The organism is Microbacterium proteolyticum, assembly GCF_029639405.1.
GTDB lineage: Bacteria > Actinomycetota > Actinomycetes > Actinomycetales > Microbacteriaceae > Microbacterium.
In genome coordinates, this window is sequence record NZ_CP121274.1 from 3,599,382 (window position 1) to 3,618,073 (window position 18,692).

General features: G+C 71.0%; 15 protein-coding genes. 4 read left to right on the forward strand and 11 right to left on the reverse strand.

Features of this window, described 5'->3' with window-relative positions:
- Positions 1–5: 5 nt before the first annotated feature.
- Positions 6–965, reverse strand: a complete 960-nt coding sequence (locus P8R59_RS18060; protein ID WP_077052057.1) for a DsbA family protein — start codon at positions 963–965, stop codon at positions 6–8.
- 213 nt (positions 966–1,178) lie between these two features.
- Between P8R59_RS18060 and P8R59_RS18065 the strand changes: the two genes are divergently transcribed.
- Both P8R59_RS18065 and P8R59_RS18070 read left to right on the forward strand, forming a co-directional pair.
- Positions 1,179–2,282, forward strand: a complete 1,104-nt coding sequence (locus P8R59_RS18065) for an ABC transporter ATP-binding protein (RefSeq protein WP_077052058.1) — start codon at positions 1,179–1,181, stop codon at positions 2,280–2,282.
- A gap of 71 nt (positions 2,283–2,353) precedes the next feature.
- Positions 2,354–3,676, forward strand: a complete 1,323-nt coding sequence (locus P8R59_RS18070; RefSeq protein ID WP_077052059.1) for a DUF4032 domain-containing protein — start codon at positions 2,354–2,356, stop codon at positions 3,674–3,676.
- A 54-nt stretch (positions 3,677–3,730) separates the two neighbouring features.
- Here the strand turns inward: P8R59_RS18070 and P8R59_RS18075 are convergent, their stop codons facing one another.
- The 3 genes from P8R59_RS18075 to P8R59_RS18085 form a co-directional block, all read right to left on the reverse strand.
- Entirely contained in the window at positions 3,731–4,372 is a 642-nt protein-coding gene (locus P8R59_RS18075) for an NAD(P)-dependent oxidoreductase (RefSeq protein WP_278102183.1), read from the reverse strand.
- Between the two features lie 103 nt (positions 4,373–4,475).
- Positions 4,476–5,798, reverse strand: coding sequence for a 2-oxo acid dehydrogenase subunit E2 (locus tag P8R59_RS18080; RefSeq protein WP_278102184.1), 1,323 nt, complete (start codon positions 5,796–5,798; stop codon positions 4,476–4,478).
- Entirely contained in the window at positions 5,798–7,987 is a 2,190-nt protein-coding gene (locus P8R59_RS18085) for an alpha-ketoacid dehydrogenase subunit alpha/beta (RefSeq protein ID WP_278102185.1), read from the reverse strand. Before P8R59_RS18085 ends, P8R59_RS18080 begins: the two co-directional genes overlap by 1 nt.
- Positions 7,988–8,136: 149 nt before the next feature.
- On the opposite strand from P8R59_RS18085, the gene P8R59_RS18090 reads away from it, so the two are divergent.
- Positions 8,137–8,661 (forward strand): VOC family protein, encoded by a 525-nt coding sequence (locus P8R59_RS18090; RefSeq protein ID WP_278102186.1) that lies wholly within the window; start codon positions 8,137–8,139, stop codon positions 8,659–8,661.
- The gene (locus P8R59_RS18095; protein WP_278102187.1) at positions 8,658–9,341 is read left to right on the forward strand and encodes a GntR family transcriptional regulator; all 684 of its coding nucleotides are present in this window, start codon (positions 8,658–8,660) and stop codon (positions 9,339–9,341) included. Before P8R59_RS18090 ends, P8R59_RS18095 begins: the two co-directional genes overlap by 4 nt.
- Here the strand turns inward: P8R59_RS18095 and P8R59_RS18100 are convergent.
- From P8R59_RS18100 to P8R59_RS18130, 7 genes are all read right to left on the reverse strand, one after another.
- The gene (locus P8R59_RS18100; protein ID WP_278102188.1) at positions 9,334–10,038 is read right to left on the reverse strand and encodes an SDR family NAD(P)-dependent oxidoreductase; all 705 of its coding nucleotides are present in this window, start codon (positions 10,036–10,038) and stop codon (positions 9,334–9,336) included. The genes P8R59_RS18095 and P8R59_RS18100 overlap by 8 nt on opposite strands.
- Positions 10,035–10,940, reverse strand: coding sequence for an NAD(P)-dependent oxidoreductase (locus P8R59_RS18105; protein ID WP_278102189.1), 906 nt, complete (start codon positions 10,938–10,940; stop codon positions 10,035–10,037). The genes P8R59_RS18100 and P8R59_RS18105 overlap by 4 nt, the downstream gene beginning before the upstream one ends.
- Positions 10,940–12,322, reverse strand: a complete 1,383-nt coding sequence (locus tag P8R59_RS18110) for a M24 family metallopeptidase (protein WP_278102190.1) — start codon at positions 12,320–12,322, stop codon at positions 10,940–10,942. The genes P8R59_RS18105 and P8R59_RS18110 overlap by 1 nt, the downstream gene beginning before the upstream one ends.
- A gap of 54 nt (positions 12,323–12,376) precedes the next feature.
- Positions 12,377–14,887, reverse strand: coding sequence for an ATP-binding cassette domain-containing protein (locus P8R59_RS18115; protein ID WP_278102191.1), 2,511 nt, complete (start codon positions 14,885–14,887; stop codon positions 12,377–12,379).
- Positions 14,887–16,068 carry a substrate-binding domain-containing protein gene (locus tag P8R59_RS18120; protein WP_278102192.1) on the reverse strand — a complete coding sequence of 394 codons (1,182 nt, stop codon included), beginning with the start codon at positions 16,066–16,068 and terminating at the stop codon, positions 14,887–14,889. The genes P8R59_RS18115 and P8R59_RS18120 overlap by 1 nt, the downstream gene beginning before the upstream one ends.
- A gap of 105 nt (positions 16,069–16,173) precedes the next feature.
- Complete coding sequence (locus tag P8R59_RS18125; RefSeq protein ID WP_278102193.1) at positions 16,174–17,199, reverse strand: ABC transporter permease; 1,026 nt, start codon at positions 17,197–17,199, stop codon at positions 16,174–16,176.
- Entirely contained in the window at positions 17,196–18,575 is a 1,380-nt protein-coding gene (locus tag P8R59_RS18130; RefSeq protein ID WP_278102194.1) for an amidohydrolase family protein, read from the reverse strand. The genes P8R59_RS18125 and P8R59_RS18130 overlap by 4 nt, the downstream gene beginning before the upstream one ends.
- Between the last annotated feature and the right edge of the window lie 117 nt (positions 18,576–18,692).

An 18,692-nucleotide genomic window follows, 5' to 3' on the forward strand; every position in this document is an offset into this window, starting at 1 on the left:
CCGGGTCAGCCCGCGGGAGTCGCGCTCGGCGTCGGCGTGGGAGTCGCGGTCGAGTAGTAGGCGTTGCTGTCGACCGTGAGCACGAACTGGGCGAACTCCTTCGGGTCGTCCATGCGGCCGACGTAGGGCGTGCCGTTCACGAGCACCGTGGGCGTCGCGGTCAGCGCCTGGCCCTTGGTGTCGGGCAGGCCCTTGATGGCGCGGTCGGTGGCGGCCTTCGCCCACGAGGTGAAGGTCTCGTCCTCGATGCACGCGCGCACGGTGTCGGGGTCGCTCACGCCGGCGCCCTGCGCCATGTCGGCGAGCTTCTCGTCGCTGTAGCCGTCGGAGTCCACCGCGGGCTGGTTCACGAGGAGTTCGTGGTTGAACGCGAAGAACTTGTCGGACGCGTGGGTCGCGACACAGGCCGCTGCCCCGGCGGCGCGGAGGCTGTACTTCGTGCCGTTCGACTTCGAGGTGAGCATCGCCACCGGGTAGTACGTCAGGGACGCGGCATCCTGGGACACCCACTTCGAGAGCTGCTCGGCATTGGCGAGCTGGAACTCCCGGGCCTCGGTGGAGAGGTAGTCGACGTAGACGCGGATGTCGACGGGGGCGGCCGTGGTCGACGGCGTCGGGGTGGGTGTGGGGGTCTCGGTGGGCGTGGCCTCGGCGGCCAGCGCGGAGGCATTGCCGTCGACGGTCTGGTCGGCGCGGGGGTCGGCGATGCCGGTCGCGGCCGTCACGACGAAGCCGTCGTCGGAAGCGGCATCCGGGAGCGCCTGCGAACGACCGTCCCGCGACGACAGCGCGTACGTGACACCGGCGGCACCGATCGCGACCACCGCGACAGCGCCGATCGTCACGAGCGAGCGACGGACGATCCGCGCCCGCGTCTGCCGCGCCTTGACCTGCTGCGCCTTCTCACGGACCGCCTCCCGGCGGGCGTTCTCGGCGGGCAGATTCGGCGTCTGGTCGTTGGACATGGGACCTCTCGGGCGCGGTCGGTGACCGCTGACGATGTTGGGAACGCACGGGTAGGCGAACGAGCACCGATGGTAGTAAGCCTGGCTGAGAAATGCCCAGACGCATGCCATACTGACCCTGCGCCCACTGTCGTGCGCGCTCGGGGTAGCCCCCGTTCATTCCATTCACTACGGATCGTCCGGCACGTACCTGCCGGTGAAGGAGAAGAAGAAATGGCGTCCGTCACCTTTGACAACGCAACCCGCCTGTACCCCGGGGGCACTCGTGCCGCGGTCGACAAGCTCAACCTCGAGGTCGCCGACGGCGAGTTCCTGGTTCTGGTCGGTCCCTCCGGCTGCGGCAAGTCCACGTCGCTGCGTATGCTCGCCGGCCTCGAAGAGGTCAACTCCGGCCGCATCCTGATCGGTGACCGCGACGTCACCGACGTGCCGCCGAAGGACCGCGACATCGCGATGGTCTTCCAGAACTACGCGCTCTACCCGCACATGACCGTCGCCGAGAACATGGGCTTCGCCCTCAAGATCGCCGGCGTCGGCAAGGAGGAGCGCGCCGCTCGCGTCCTCGAAGCCGCCAAGCTCCTCGACCTCGAGGAATACCTGACCCGCAAGCCCAAGGCCCTCTCCGGTGGTCAGCGTCAGCGCGTCGCCATGGGCCGCGCGATCGTGCGTCAGCCCCAGGTGTTCCTCATGGACGAGCCGCTGTCGAACCTCGACGCCAAGCTCCGCGTGCAGACGCGCACCCAGATCGCGTCGCTGCAGCGCCGCCTCGGCGTCACCACGGTCTACGTCACCCACGACCAGACCGAGGCCCTCACCATGGGCGACCGCATCGCGGTGCTCAAGGACGGTCTGCTCCAGCAGGTCGGCACCCCGCGCGACCTGTACGAGAAGCCGAAGAACGTCTTCGTCGCCGGCTTCATCGGATCGCCCGCGATGAACCTGTTCCCGGTCGACCTGGCCGAGGGCGGCGTCCGCTTCGGCGACCTGGTCGTTCCCGTAGAGGCCGACGTCATCGGCAAGGCGCACGGCAGCGAGGTCACCATCGGTGTCCGCCCCGAGGACATCCAGGTCGCTCCCGCCGACGGCCGCGGCCTCTCGGTCGTCGTCGACCTCGTCGAGGAGCTCGGCGCCGACGGCTACCTCTACGGCCACACCGACATCAACGGCAAGCGCACCGACATCGTCGCGCGCGTCGACGGCCGCCGTCACCCCAACGCGGGCGAGACGGTCGTGCTGGCGCCGGTCCCCGGTCACGTGCACGTCTTCGACCTCGAGTCGGGCGACCGTCTGACCGACAAGGCCATCGCCTCCGCCTGATCTCACGCACCGTCGCGGCGCGGGGAGTCTTCCACGACTCCCCGCGCCGCACCCTTTTCCCCGGAGGAACCGTGGCCGAATCCCTCAGCATCACCGCCAGCGCGGTCGATCCCGGACTCTTGCAGCTGCCGTGGTCGACCGGCCTCGCCGACTGGCCGAGTTCGCACATCGTGGCCCTCCCCAAAGGCATCTCCCGACACCTTGTGCGGTTCGCGAACCTCTCCGGTCGCGTCGTCGCGATCAAGGAGACGACGGAGGAGATGGCCCGGCGCGAGTACGACATGCTCGGCAACCTCGACCGTCTCGCCGCTCCCTGCGTCGACCGGGTCGCCGTGATCGCGGGGCGCACGGACGCCTCTGGCCGGCCGCTCCCGGCCGCGCTGGTCACCGCGCATCTGAAGTTCTCGCTCCCCTACCGTGCACTGTTCACCCAGGTGCTCCGGCCCCACACGGCCACGCGCCTGGTCGACGCCCTGGCCGTGCTGCTCGTGCGCCTGCACAACGTGGGCTTCTACTGGGGCGACGTGTCGCTGTCGAACACCCTGTTCCGTCGTGACGCGGGCGAGTTCGCCGCCTACCTCGTCGACGCCGAGACGGGCGAACTGCACGGCAACCGTCTCACCCCCGGCCAACGCGCGCACGATCTCGACATCGCCCGCACCAACATCGCGGGCGAGATCATGGACCTCGAGGCCGGCGGAAGACTCGAGGGCGGGGTGGATGCCATCGCCATCGCCGACGGCCTGGTGTCGTCGTACCACTCACTGTGGGGCGCCCTCACCGACAAGGAGACGTTCGCCGTCGACGAGTCGTGGCGCATCACCGAACGCGTGCACCGTCTCAACGCCCTCGGGTTCGACATCGGCGAGATGTCGATCAAGACCGCGAGCGACGGCACGCAGGTCTCGATCCAGCCGAAGGTCGTGGATGCCGGGCACCACCAGCGGCGTCTGCTGCGGCTGACCGGACTCGACGTCGAGGAGAACCAGGCGCGGCGCCTGCTCAACGATCTGGACGAGTTCCGCGCGCGCGTGTCACGGCTCGGCGCCGACGAAGAGATGGTCGCGCACGAGTGGCTGACCCGGGTCTTCGAGCCGATCGTCATGGCGATCCCGTTCGACCTGCGGGCGAAGCTCGAACCCGCCGAGGTCTTCCACCAGGTGCTCGAGCACCGCTGGTACATGTCGCAGGCGCGCGGTCGGTCGGTCCCGCTGGCCGAGGTCGTCACGTCGTACATCGACGACGTGCTGCGTCACCGGCGCGACGAAGCGACCGTCATGGGCCCGCCCACCGACACGATGTCGCTCGCCACGATCGCGGATGCCGCCGCTCCCGCGACGGGCGAGGTGCCGACCACCGACACCGACGTCATCGACTGGCGCGACCTGGTCTGACGACGCGACGACGGCGCCGCCCCCGAGGGAGCGGCGCCGTCGTGGTTCGCCGGGTCAGTACCCGACGGCGAAGTTGTCGCGCGAGTGCTTCGGGTTCTCGATCTCGTCGAGCACGGCGACGGCGAAGTCGGCACCCGAGATGAACGAGTCGCCCTTCTCGTCGACGACCAGCACGTGGCCGCCGTCACGGTATGTGCCCGTGCGCTCGCCCGGCGCCCATACGCCGAACCCGCCGGCGGGGTGCACGTAGAACCAGTCACGGTCCGAGGAGCCGCCCTGAAGGTCTTCCAGGACGCCGATGGCCTCGGCGGCCTCGGGCTTGTACTCGTCGGTGAACCCCTCGGTGTCGATGAGGCGCGGGCCGCCTTCGGCGACCAGCGATCCCCCGGCGCCGCCGACGACGCCGAGGCGCACGTTCTCGGGAAGCACCGAGTTCAGCTGCGCGATGGCCGGGCGGAGCTTGCCCAGCATGTCGCCGCGGGGAGCGACGGCCGAGACCACGACGTCGACCCCTTCGATGCCGGCGAGGAGGCCGGGGACGTCGAGGACCGTGCCCTCGATGTAGGTCGCTCCCTCCACGCGCTCGGCCGGCACCGATCGGGCGACCGAGACGACGGTGTGGCCGCGGCGGACGGCCTCGGCGACGATGTGGCTACCGGCGTAGCCGGTTCCTCCGATGACGGCGATGCGGGTCACGGGTGTTCCTTTCCTCCGGTCCGCGATCCCCCGCGGACGTCTCCCCCCAGCGTGCCGGTTCCGGGGCCCATCGCGAAGCGCGGACGCCCGAAACCGACACGATTCACAGCAGGATCTGCAGAGGATTCTCGATGCGCGCCACGAACGCCGCCAGCCACTGGGCAGCGAGCGCACCGTCGAGCACCCGATGGTCGGCCGAGAGCGTCACCGACATGACCGTCGCCACCGCGAGCGACCCGTCCTCCTCGACCACCGGTCGCCGCGTCGCGGCTCCGACGGCGAGGATGCCCGCGTGCGGAGGGTTGATGATCGCCGAGAACGACGTCGTGCCGTACATGCCGAGGTTCGACACCGCGAACGACCCTCCCTCGAGCTCGTTCTGCTTCAACCGCCCCTCTCGCGCCCGTCCCGCCAGGTCGCGGACCGTGGTGGCGAGCTCGCCGATCGACAACCGGTCGACCTCCCGGACGACCGGGGTGAGCAGCCCGCCCGGCACCGACACCGCCACGGCGATGTCCGCCGCGGAGAAGCGACGCGTGGCATCCGGCGTCCAGATCGCGTTCGCGTCGGGGACGTCGCGCAGCGCACCGGCGACGGCCTTCACGACGAGGTCGTTCACCGAGATGCGCTGCTCGCGTCCCTCGTTGATCTGCGTCCGCAGGGCCAACAGCGCGTCGACACGGCAGTCCGCCTGAAGATAGAAGTGCGGGACGGTGACCTTCGACTCCGTGAGCCGCCGCGCGATGGCGCGACGCATGCCGGTGTGCGGCACGTCCTCGTACGCGCTCCCCGCCGCTGCCGGAGCGGGCGATTCGGCGGCCTCGGGGGCGGGTTCCGGATGCCGCTCCGCCGACGCCGGGGTCCAGGCATCCAGGTCGCGGCGGACGATGCGTCCGCGCGGGCCCGATCCGGGGACCTCGGCGAGGTCGATGCCGCGCTCGGCCGCGAGGCGGCGCACGAGCGGCGAGGCGAACAGGCGACGCTCCTCGCCCGCCGGCGACGCCGCGGGGGCCGGACCGGGTGCCGGCGGCGCGGGCGCTGCGGCCACGACCGGCGCCGCCGAGGCCGGTGCCGCCGGAGCCTCGGCCGCTTCCTCGGGCGCGGCGGCGACATCGGTGTCGGACGGCGTCGCGGTCGCGGGGGCGGGCGCTCCCCCGGCGGCGGCGAGCGCGGCATCCACGCTCTCCCCCTCCTCGGCGAGAACGGCGATCGGGACGCCCACGGCGGCGGCGTCACCGGCGGGGAGCAGGATCCCGGCGAGGATGCCGGCGCGCTCGGCCTCGTACTCGACGACCGCTTTCTCGGTCTCGATCTCGACGATGGCCTGGCCGGCGCGCACGGGGCTGCCGACCTCGACGAGCCAGCTCTGGATGGCCGCTTCGGCGGCACCCGTGGCGATCTCGGGCATGCGGACGACGACGGCCATCAGCGGATCCCTCCTGCCGCACGCACGCGCTCGAGGCCTGCGACGACCTCTTCCGTGCGGGCGATGGCGGCCCGCTCGAGCACCTTCGAGATGCTCGGGCTCGCCTCGCCGCCGGTGACGCGTTCGACCGGCTGATCCAGCCAGTCGAAGAACCGACGCTGGATCTCGTCGGCGAGCCAGGCCCCGTAGGACGGCCCGCGGGACCCCTGCTCGACGATGAGGACGGCATTGGTCTTGCGGATGCTCTCGCCGATGGTGTCCCAGTCGAGCGAAGCGCGGTCGAGCCAGCGGAGGTCGATGACCTCGGCATCCGTCCCGGTCTGTTCGACGGCTTCGAGCGTGTGGCCGACCATCGACAGGTAGGTGAGCACGGTGACGTCGTTCCCCTCCCGGCGCACGGCGGCGGACCCAGGCGGGATGACGTAGTCGAGGTCGGCGTCGGGGACGCGGTCGGGTAGGCCGTAGAGGTCGACGTGCTCGATCACGAGCACCGGGTCCTCGAGGGCGAGCGCGGCGTTCATGAGTCCCACGTAGTCCGCGGCGGTCGAGGCCGCGACGATGCGCCACCCCGCCTGCGTCGCGAAGATCCCGGCGGGGTCCATGAGGTGCTGCGAGCCGTAGCCGGACCCCATCGCGATCTTGGTCCGCAGCACGAGCGGGACGGTGTTGTTGTCGCCGAACATGTGCCGCGCCTTGCCGACCTGGTTGAACACCTGGTCGGCGGCCACCCACATGAAGTCGGGGTACATGAATTCCACGACGGGGCGGAACCGGCCGTCCATCGCGATGCCGCCGGCGGCGCCGAAGAAGCCGTTCTCGCTGATCGGGGTGCCGATGACGCGGTCGGGGCCGTACTTCTCGACCAGCCCCTTCGTCGCGCCGTTCGTGCCGCCGCCGAGGCGGTGCACGTCCTCACCGAGCACGATGATGCGGGGGTCGGTCTCCATGCGGCGGTCCATGGTCTGCGCGACGGCGTCGACGAACTTCAGGTCGCGCCACCCGCCGGTCCACCGCGCGGGTTCGGATGCCGTGAGGGCATCGAGCTCGGAGGCATCCCCCCGGATGCCGGTGTCCACCACCGCGGGGTCGGGCCACAGCTCGGGGCGGATGCGGCGTCGGCCGGGGCGCTCGGGGTCTCCCTCTACCACGGCGGCGACCGACTGCGCCACGGCGGCAACGGCCTGCTCGCGGACCGCCTGCGCCTCAGTGTCGTCGAGGAGGCCGAGCCGACGCATCTCGGATGCCATTCGCTCCAGCGGATCGCGCGCGCGCCACTGGCCCTCCTCGTCCTTGGTGCGGTATCCGAATGCGCTGCCCGGGTAGGGGCCGTTCTGGTGGAAGAAGCGGTAGACCTCGGCCTCGACGATCGCGGGGCCCTCCCCCGCGCGCATGCGCTCGAGCGCTTCGCCCGTGGCGAGGTGCACGGCGAGGGGGTCCATGCCGTCCACCCGCCACGCGGGGATCGAGAAGCCCTGGCCGCGCACGGAGAAGCGGATGTCGGCGCTGGCCTCGTCAGCGCGGGTCGACACCGCGTAGAGGTTGTTCTCGATGAAGAAGGCCACCGGCAGCTTCCACGTCGCCGCGAGGTTCATCGACTCGAGGACCGAACCGATCTGGCTCGACCCGTCGCCGAAGTAGTTGATCGACACATCGGACGTGCCGGCGTGCTTCTGCGCCCACGCGTGGCCGGTGGCGAGCGGGGCGCCGCCGCCGACGATCGCGTTGGTGCCCAGAGCTCCGGCCTCGAGCCACTGCAGGTGCATCGAGCCGCCGCGGCCACCCGAGAAACCGGAGGCGAGTCCGAGGATCTCGGCCAGCGTGCGGTCGAGCAGCGTCTGGACGTCCGGCGTCACGAGGGCGGCCGGGTCGAGCGCACCGCCGGAGACGTACGCGAGCGTCTTGGCGAGGAACTGGTGGTGTCCGCGGTGCGAGCCGTTCACGGCATCCGCGGGTCGGAGGGAGACGATCGAGCCGACCGCGCCGCCCTCCTGCCCGATGCTGGAGTGCGCGGGGCCATGCACGAGGCCCGCGCCCGCGAGGTCGAGCACCGCCTCCTCGAAGGCCCGGATGAGATGCAGCTGACCGAGCATCGTCCCGAGCAATTCCGGGTCGGCCGCCTTCCAGTCCGCGGCGGTCGTCTCCAGCTGCACCCACTCGATTCCGGTGTTCAGCCGTTTCCGCTTGGCCATGTCGCTCCTCACGCGTCGTTGCGTCCACCTATACAGGTCGTTCGCTCACACTGTACGATTGAATTGTCTCCAATACAAGGCTTGATCGCCGCGAGATACTGTCGAGAGACGCCTTCATGGGCGTCAATGGATCCAATGGAGGGTGCGACATGGGACTTCCGGGGCTGCGCGGCAGCGACCACATCGGCTTCACCGTGCCCGATCTCGACGAAGCTGAGACGTTCCTCGTCGGCGTCCTCGGCGCGGTGCCGGTGTACACGCTCCCCGGCCGCAGCGGCGAGGGCGACTGGATGACACGGCAGCTCGGGGTGCACCCGCGGACGGCGATCCGCGAGATCCGGTTCTACCGCCTCGGCAACGGCACGAACCTTGAGGTCTTCGCGTACGACGCCGCCGACGGACAGTCCCCTCCCCCGCGCAACAGCGACATCGGCGGGCACCACCTCGCCCTCTACGTCGACGACCTGGATGCCGCGGTCGCCCACCTCCGCGCCCACGGCGTCGACGTCATGGGCGAACCGGTCGTCAGCGGCGCCGCTTCGACAGGGCAGCGCTGGATCTACTTCCGCGCCCCGTGGGGCATGCAGTTCGAACTCGTGAGCTTCCCCGACGGCAAGGCCTACGAGCAGGATGCCGAGACGCTGCTGTGGCACCCCGCGAGGCCCGCCGAATGAGCGGCCCACTCACCGTCGCCCGCGATCACGGGCGCGCCGGCTCGGGGATCGCCGACACTCTCCGCGACGAGATCCTCCGTGGCATCCATCCCCCCGGGACCCGGATCCGGCAGGAGGACCTCGCGGCCCGGCACACGACGAGCCGCATCCCGGTGCGCGAGGCGCTGCGCATCCTCGAGGCCGAGGGACTCGTGACGCTCGTCGCCAACTCGGGCGCCTGGGTGTCGCGTCTGACCCTCGCCGAATGCGAGGAGCTCTACCTCGTGCGCGAGCGCATCGAGCCGGTGCTCCTCGGGATGAGCGCGCCGCTGCTCTCCCCCGACGACCTGGACGCCCTCGACGACCTCGCCACCCGCATGGAGCAGGCGGATGCCGAGGACTTCCTGCGCCACGACCGGGAGTTCCACTTCGCCACCTACGCGCCGGCGCGCACCGTGATGCTGGGCGACACGGTCGTGGGCCTGTGGAACCGGACGCACCATTACCGCCGCGCCTTCGTCACCGCGGCGCACGCCCGCCACGACGGCACCGCGCACCTCGACCACCGGCTGCTCGTCGCCGCCCTCCGCCGCGGCGACGCCGAGGAGGCTGCCCACGTGCTCGAGCGGCACATCCGGCGCACGCGCATCGAGCTGGAGCGGCATCCCGAGATCTTCGGCGACGAGCCGGGCGTCAGGTGATGCGCCAGCCCCGGTCGACGTAGAGGTTCGTCGCCGAGACGCCCTCGTTGTGGAGCAGGAACCGGGTGGCATCCACCACGTCGTTCATCGTCGCGAGCTCGCCGCCGGGCGTGCGCGACGAGTAGCCCTCGAGGACCCCCGCGGGCTTCCCGGCCCAGAACGGGCTGTCGCCGATGATGCCTGGGTGCAGCGCGTTGACGCGCAGCGGCGCGAGCTCGAGCGCGAGGGCGGTGGTGAGGCCCTCGACGCCGCCGTTGATGGTCGAGACCGTGACCGACCCGGGATACGGGGCGTCCTTCGCGCGGCCGCCGAACAGCACGATGCCAGTCGAGCGCTGCGGCACGAGCCGGTCGAGGAGCGTGTGCACGGTCTCGGTGTACCCCACGAGCTTGAGGGTCACGAGGCGCCGGGCGCGCGCGATGTCGTAGTCGCGCACGGTGTTCGCGTCGCGCTCGATCGCGGCGAGCACCAGGCCGTCCAGTTCGCCGACGTCGGCGAGCGCGGGAGCGATGTCGTCCGGCTCGGAGATGTCGACCGCGATCCCGCGGACGTTCGGGCCGATCTCCTCGGCGATAGCCTGGGCGGCGATCGGGTCACGGCCCGTGAGCGTCACCTCGTGGCCGTCCGCGGCGAGCGACGCGACGATCTCGCGTCCGATGCCGGAAGTCCCGCCGACCACCAGATACCTGCGGCTCATACCGCACCTCCCTCTCTCTCGTCTTCCGATCCCGGCAGGAGCCCCCGCCGGGTGACTTCCGCCGCGGCACCCCAGTCGAGGCGCGCGAGGTCGGGTTCGGCCAAGGCTCGCTCGAACACCGCCGTCAAAGCGGCGAGCGTGGGCAGGTGCGTCCCCGTCTCGCCCGCGATCTCGGCGCTGAGCCGCAGATCCTTGTAGCCGAGGGCCACGTCGAACCCGGGCGGGTCGTACGCCTGCCGCGCGATCATGCCGCCGTAGCCGCTGTACACGACCCCGGCGAACAGCGTCGAGGTGAGGATCTCGACGAACAGCCCGGGATCGACGCCGCGGGCTTCGACGAGGGCGACCGACTCCCCGATCGCCTGGATCGCGTGGATGATGTCGTAGTTCACCGCGATCTTCACGGCGTTGGCGGTCGACGGCTCCTCACCGAGCGGCCAGAGGCGCGCGGCGAACAGCTGCAGGTACGGCTCGACCTCGGCGACGTCGTCGGGTGCGCCCGCGACGAGCACGTTGAGCTTGCCCTCCGCCGCGACGGTGGGCCGCCCGAGCACCGGAGCGGCGACGTAGCGCGCCCCGGCCGCCGCGAACCGCCCCTGCAGCTCGCCCGCCTCCGCGGGACTGATCGACGCCATGTTCACGTGGACGCTGCCGGTCGCGGATGCCACGGACTCGGCATCCAGGACGGAGAGCGCCGCGGGACCGTCGGCGAGCATCGAGAACGACACCGGGTGCGCGAGCGCCTCCGCGGGCGTCGCACACGCCACGGCCCCCGCGGCGACGAGCTCGCCCGCCGCGCCGGGCGAACGGTTCCAGACATGGACACGGTGCCCGGCGTCGACGAGGCGGCGAGCGAGCGCCGCCCCCATCGAGCCGAGGCCGAGGAAGCCGACCGACGCCATCACGCCTCCCCGCGGCCCCACGTCGTGTTCAAGTGCGACTGCGAGTCGCGCTGGTTGTTCAGCGGACCACCGACCGCGATGTACCGGGGTCCGGCGATCAACAGCTCTTCCGCGGGGAACTTCGTGATGACCTCGCACCCGGTCGCGGTGACCACGACCTCCTCCTCGATGCGCGCGGCGCCCCAGCCGTCCGCGGAGGGCCAGTAGGTCTCGAGGGCGAAGACCATGCCCTCTTTGAGCTCCTCGGGGTGGTCGAACGACACCAGCCGCGAGAAAATCGGCTTCTCCCAGATCGACAGGCCGACCCCGTGGCCGTACTGCAGCGCGAAGGCCGCCTCTTCGTCGGCGAAGCCGAACTCCTGCGCCGTCGGCCACACCGAGACGATGTCGGCGGTCGTGGCACCCGGACGCACGAGGGCGATCGCCCGGTCCATGTATTCGCGGGCCCGGGTGTAGGCATCCTTCTGCTTCGTGCTCGCCGACCCCACCGCGAAGGTGCGGTAGTAGCACGTGCGGTAGCCGTTCCAGCTGTGCAGGATGTCGAAGAACGCCGGGTCGCCGGGGCGGATCAGACGGTCGGAGAACACGTGCGGGTGCGGGGAGCAGCGCTCGCCCGAGATCGCGTTGACGCCCTCGACGTACTCGGACCCGAGGTCGTACAGCGTCTTGGCGACGAGCCCCACGGCCTCGTTCTCGCGGACACCGGGGCGCAGGAACCGGTACAGGTCCTCGTACGCTGCGTCCACCATCGACGCCGCCTGCGTGAGCAGCCGGATCTCGTCGTTCGTCTTGATGCGCCGGGCCTCCATGAAGATCTGCTGACCGTCGACCACCCGGATGCCGACCTGCTGCAGCGCGAACAGGATCGGCAGCTCGATGACGTCGACGCCGAGCGGCTGGTCGGCGACCCCGAACTTCTCCAGCTCGCGCTTGATCTTGCGGGCCACCTCCTCGGCGATGCCGGCATCCGGCGGGAAGGCTCCGCGGAGGGTCGAGATCCCCGCGCGCGCCCCGGACTCGAGCCGCGGACGCTTGGTGCCCTCGTGTGGCGCGTGGGGATCGGCATCCATCTCGGACGAGGTGACGTCCAGCCACGGGTTGTACAGCGCGTGGTGCTTCGCCGCCGACCCGAAATCCCACGAGATCGGGTCGGTGTTGCGGGTGAGGAGGCTGAAGCGGATCAGCTTGTCCATGGCCCACGTGCCGATGTGCGTCGCGGTCATGTAGCGGATGTTGGAGAAGTCGAACGCGAGCACCGCGCCGAGGTCCGACCGCTCCAACTCCGCCTTGACGCGCGCGAGGCGCTCGTCTCGGAGGCGGTCGAAGTCGACGCGCGCCTCCCAGTCGACGCCGTTGGTGCCCGTGGTTCCGGTGTTCTTCATGATGGCCTTCCTGAGGTCAGAGGGGTTCCGATGGGGATGCGGACGCGCGGCGGATCAGCCGCCCCGCACCCCCGGTGAGCGACCGCGGCGCACGAGCACCATGACGAGCGGGACGACCGCGGCGAAGAGCACGAACGCCCCCTGGATCCAGTACTGCCACGACAGGCCGAGCGAGAGGAACGCCAGGGAGCTCGTCACCGTCTGCAGGAGCAGCCCCGCCGCGGCGACGGCCAGGGCCGAACCGGAACCGCCGAAGATGCTGGCGCCGGCGATGACGACCGCCGTCACCGAGGTGAGGGTCAGCGCCTGCGCCGCGTTGGCGTCGCCGATGCCCGACCGCGAATACACCGCGAGCCCGGCGAGCGCGGCGAGGACGCCCGCGGTGACGGAGGCGAGCAGCCGCGTCCGCGGGACCCGCACGCCCATGCGATTGGCCTTGACGGGGTCGGAGCCGGCGGCCCGCAGCGCGCGTCCCCCGCGGGTGCGCTGGATGACGAACCACATGACCACGGCGATCGCGACGGCCAGCGCCAGGATCAGGGGCACGCCGGCGACGGCGAGACCGAGGGTCGTCAGCACGTCGGCCCGGGCCGACCCGCCGGGGCTCGGCCGCAGCACCTGCGCGAGACCGAGCACCGCGATGGAGCTCACAAGCGTCGCGATGACAGGCGGGAGGGAGAGGCGCGTGACGAGGAGGCCGTTCACCCACCCGACCGCGGCCCCCGCCGCGAGCGCGAGCACGACCCCGATGAGGAAGTACCCGATCCCCTGTTGCGCGAAGAACGACAGGATGACCGCTGAGAGAGCCGTCACCGATCCGATGCTCAGGTCGATGCCCCCGGTCATCACGACGACCAGCTGCGCCAACCCCACGAAGATCAGGACGCTCGTCGCCGCCAGCAGCTGACTGATGCTCAGGGGACTCAGGAACGCGGACGACACGAACGAGGTGACGATCGAGAGCGCCACCGCCAGCCCGAGGAGCACGACGGCCTGCGTCTCGCCCGCCAGGATGCCGCGCGATCGGCGCCGTGCCGTCACCGCGACCTCGACGGACGCCGTCTCGTGCGACAGCACCGCAGCCCCCGTGATGGCACGCTCATCGACGTCGTCGCCGACCAGCGTCGCCTGGACGCGACCGCGGGAGAACACCACGACCCGGTCGCACAGGCCCTCGAGCTCCACGGCATCCGTCGACAGGACGACGACGGCCACACCCGAGGCGGCGAGCTCCCGGAGGAACGCGTAGATGTCCACGCGGGCACCCGCGTCGACACCCTGCGTCGGGTCCTCTACGAGCAGGACCTTCGGGTCGCCGAGGCGCCCGCGGGCGAGCAGGACCTTCTGCTGGTTGCCGCCCGAGAGCGCCGAGACCGGCACCTCGTAGTGCGGGGTCTTCACCGCGAGACCGGCGACGCCTTCGCGCGTCAACGCGTACTCGCGGCTGCGGCGGACGAATCCGCCGGGCATCGCGGCGCGCAGGGCCCCCGCGACGGCGTTCTCGCGGATCGACATCTTGCCGAACATGGCCTCGCCGATGCGGTCGCCGGGCAGGAACACGACCCCCGCGGCCGACGCCGACCGGCGGGAGCGCGTCGACACCTCCTGACCGTTCACCAGGATGCGGCCGCCCGTCGAGCCGCCGCCGGCGATGCCTCGGAGCACGCGGCGCTGACCGTTGCCCTCGACCCCGGCGAGACCGACGATCTGCCCCGGGTACACCGAGAACGAGACGTTGTCGTAGCCGGGACCGCTGAGTTCGAGCACCTCGAGGGCGGGGGTCGCGTCGGGGGCGGGGGCGAGAGGCTTGTCGGGGAACGTGGTCTCCAGCGACCGCCCGACGATGAGCTCGACGACCTGGTCGGCGGTGAAGTCCGCAACGAGGCCGCGACCGACGACGCGCCCGTCGCGCAGCACCGTGAGGTCGGTGCCGATCTCCATCACCTCGGGGATCCGGTGGGTGATGTAGACGATCGCCACGCCCTTCTCCAGCAGGCCGCGGACCTGACCGAACAGCCACGCCGTCTCCTCCGGCCCGAGGGCCTCGGTCGGCTCGTCCAGCACCAGCACACGGGGATCGGATGCCAGGGCGGCGGCGATCTCGACGAGGTGCGCCTCGCGCAGCGACAGCGACGACACGAGCGCGTGCGGGTCGATCTTCAGCGACAGGCGCTCGAAGTGCGCGGTGACCCAAGCGGCCGCCGTGCGGCGCGAAGGGCGCTTGCTCGCGGGAAGCAGCAGCAGGACGGCATCCACCACGCTCAACGAGGGGGCGAGCGCGGGGATCTGGTACACGATGGCGAGCCCGGACTCCCGCGCCTCGGCGGGCCGGATGCGGTCGAACTCGCGCCCGGCGAGGCCGATGGTGCCGGAATCCGGCACCACCGACCCCGCCGCGATCCCCACGAGGGTGGACTTCCCGGCGCCGTTCTCGCCCAGCACGGCGTGCACGCGACCGGCGGCGATGTCGACCGAGACCGCGTCGAGCGCGGTGACACCGGGGTAGGTCTTGGTGATGCCCGAGAGGGTGAGCGCGGATGCCACGGTCGTGGGGGTCTCGTTCATCAGCCGAAGAGCTTCGTGATCTCGTCGGCGGTCAGCAGCGTCGACGGCGTCGCATCGGACGGCGCCGACGACAGGCACGCCTTGTCGGGCGTGACCGCCCCGGCCGTCTTGCCGGTGGAGTCCTCGAAGAGCGCGAGCTCGTACAGCGAAGGCTCGGTGTTCGAGGTGCCGGAGACGGCGGCGAGCGCCTTGCGGAGCGCGACGCGGCCGATCCAGGTGCGCGAGGAGACGGTGGCCAGCTCGTACCCCGGGTTCTTCGCCTTCAGGTCGGCGTACCCGCAGCTGAGGGAGTTGTCGTCGGTCGAGGTGAGGATCGGGAGCTGCTGACCGGCCGCCTCGTAGGCGCGAATGATGCCCGAGGCGGATGCACCGTAGTCGGCGATGATCGCGTTGATCGGCGTGCCCTGCGACAGGACGCCGGCCATCGCCTGCTGCGCCTGAGCCGGGTCCCAGTTGGACCAGATGGGCTCGGTGTTCACGAGCGTGATCTGCGGGTTGGCGTCGAAGACCTCCTTGGCCCCGGCGAACTCCTGCGTCGAGACCAGGGCGCCCGACGGGCCGCCGAAGAACACGACGTTGCCGCCGGTGCTGCCCAGCTGGTCGACGATCCACTGCGCCTTGGACTTCCCGACGAACTCCGGGATCTGGTCGGTGTAGTCGAGGTAGTCGGTGCCGGCGGTGCCCTGCGGGTCGGAAGCGAACGCGACGACCGTGGAACCCGCCTGGGTGGCCTGCCGGATCGCGGGGAGGTGCGCCTCGCCGGGACCGGCGTCGGGGATGACGAGGATGATGTTCGTGCCCTTGGCGGCGAGGCTCGTGATGCCCGAGGTCGTCGCCTCGAGGTCGCCGCGGCCGGCGATGAACTCGACGCCCGAGATGGCGGAGCACTTGGCGGCCTCGCTCTCGATCTCCGCGAGAACGGTCTTGGACCACGTGTTGGTGCCGTAGCCGTCGACGACGCCGACCGAGACCTTCGTGCCGTCGGTGGGGCAGACGGCCGAGATGTCGGTGAACTGGTCGACGGTGCCCTTGCTGCCGGCGGCGATGTCGGCGGTGAGGTTGCTGGCGCCCTCGGAGCTGCCGCCACCGGCGCTGTTCGTGGAGGAACAGCCGGCGAGGACGAGCGCGCCGAGCGCGATGACGGCGAGACCTGCTCGCCGTGCGGGTGCTGTGGTGATCATGGAGGTACTCCTCTTCGAGTGGGTGATCGGGTGTGCAGGGTCGGATGAGGGCGCGACGGACCGCCCGTCGACCCGGTGGGGGTCGCGGTGGCGGATGAGCCGGTGTCAGGCTCCCGGACGCCGTCGCATGAGGTTCCGGATACGGGAGGTGGAGCCGCCCAGCTGCAGCTGGGCGACGATGCCGACGCCGATGATCAGCGCCTGGACGATGTTCTGCACGGCGGTGGCCTGCGTGAACGTCTGGACCAGCTGGGTCAGCTGCGCCAGGAAGAGGGCGCCGAGCGCGGTGCCCACGACGCTGCCGCGCCCGCCGGTGAGGGCGGTGCCGCCGAGCACCACCGCCGCGATCGAGGGCAGGAGATAGTCGTCGCCGGCGGTGAGGGTCGGGGTGCGGAGCAGTCCCGCCAGCAGCACACCGCCGACGGCGGCGAGCCCGGCCGAGAGGACGTACGCCACGATCGTGTATCCGCGCGTCCCGATGCCGAGGTTGGCGGCGCTGCGGGGGTTCTCCCCGACGAGCTCGAACCGCCGACCGAGACGCGTCAGCTTCAGGACGACGTGGACGGCGAGGGTCAGAGCGAGGGCGAAGAACACGAGCACCGGGATGCCACCCCACCGGCTGAGCGCGAACTGGTTGAGCGCGTCGGGGCTCTGCGTCGCGAACCCGCCGGACAGGGCCTGGACCGTACCGATCATGAGGGCGTTCACCGCGATCGTGACGACGAGGGGCGGGAGGCCGAACAGGGTGATGACGAGCCCGCTCGCCAGACCGAACGCGGCGGTGGCGAGGATCGCCGCGCCGATCGCCGCGGGAAGACCCAGGGCGTCGTCGCCGCCGAAGCGGGCCACGATCAGTGCGCCGAGCGTGACCGCGCCCGGAATCGACAGGTCGAGGCCGCCCTGCTGGATGACGAGGGTCTGGCCGATCGCCACGATCGCGATGAGCGCCGCGAACGGCAGCATCGAGACGATGGCGGTGGGTCCGACGCTGCCGGGGGCGATGAGCGGACTGATGAGGAACAGCGCGGCGACCGCGATGAGCGCCCGGGTGCCCGGCCACGCCAGCACCATCCGCGCCGTCGGACCGTGGTCCTTCGGCGCGATGCGCGCGGGAACGGCGAGGTCGGTCATGCCGTCACCAGCGTGGGGTGCCACGTGCCGTCGAGGCGCGCCTCGGGCATCTCACCGAGCAGGTAGCTGCGGGAGTCCTCGGCATCCGCCTTCAACCGGGCGATGTCCACGCCCACGAGTTCGCCGTCCTTCTTCACCCGGCGGCCCTGCACGAAGACGTCGCGGACGAGACCCGGGTGAGCCGAGTAGACGAGGCTCCCGATGGGGTTGTTGAGCGGGGTGAGGGCCAACGACCGGTCGTCGAGCACGACGATGTCGGCGGCCTTGCCCACCGCGATCGAGCCCGTGGTGTCCGCAAGACCCGCGGCGTGCGCACCGTCGATCGTGGCGAACTGCACGACGTCGGCACACGTGAGGCTGATGCGCTCGAGCACCTCGCCGGTGTCGACGGACGGGGCGTTGTCGAGGGCGCGCTGCATGCCGATGGCGGTGCGCATGGTGGCGAACATGTCGCCGCCGTTCGAGCTGCACACGTCGATAGAGAAGGTCGGGCGGATGCCGGCGCGCAGCAGCCGGCCGGTGGCGGGGAAGCCGTGGCCCATCTGCATCTCGACGTCGGGGGCGACCGAGGCGGTGCCGCCGCTGTCGGCGATGAGCTTCAGCTCATCGTCGCCGAGGGTGCAGCAGTGCACGTAGGTGATGCGGTCGGACAGCAGGCCGTCGGCGTGCATCTTGCGGATCGGACCCGACTTGCCCCAATACCCGTCACCGGCGTGCATCGTGACCCGGAGGTCCAGGTCGGCGGCGAGGCGGAAGTCGGCGACGTTGACCTCGGGGGTGACGAACTGCGGTCCGCGCAGGGCGAGCGCCATGGTCACGAGGCCCCCGTCGGAGGAGAAGTGCTCGTCGCGGACGCGCCGCGCGTCGGCGGGGTGCACGTTGGCCGACGGCAGGCTCCCCCACTGCTCGGCACCGCCGCCGTGCGCGAAGACCGCACGCATCCCGGTGTCCTTGAGGGCTGCGACCGCCGCGTCCGCGTGCGCGGGGGTGGCGAGGTTGTGCGACCAGTCGACGAGCGTCGTGATGCCGGAGTCGAGGGCCTCGAGCGCACCGAGGTAGTTGCCGGTGTAGGTGTCCTCGGGGCGGAAGTGCTTGCTGAGACCGGTGTGCAGGCCCGCGAGGTACTCGGTGAGCGACCAGTCCGACGCGAGGTTGCGGACGACCGACTGCCACGTGTGGCGGTGCGTATCGACGAAGCCCGGGTGCACGATGCGGCCGCGCACGTCGACCACCTCGGCGTCGCCGGCATCCAGGCCCTGTCCGATGGCCTCGATCGTTCCGTCGGCGCCGATCAGGATGTCGGTGTCGGTGAGGACCTCGCCGGGGCGGACCGCGGTGATGACGGTTCCTCCCCGCAGCAGCGTGCGCGTGCTCATGTGGTGGTGACTCCCTCGTCGAACCGGAGCGTCGTCGCGCCGGTGGTGTTCGTTGATTGGATGCTAGAAAGCAGGACTGAACGTGTCAAGTATTAGTTATCACTCTGTGCAGGTCGT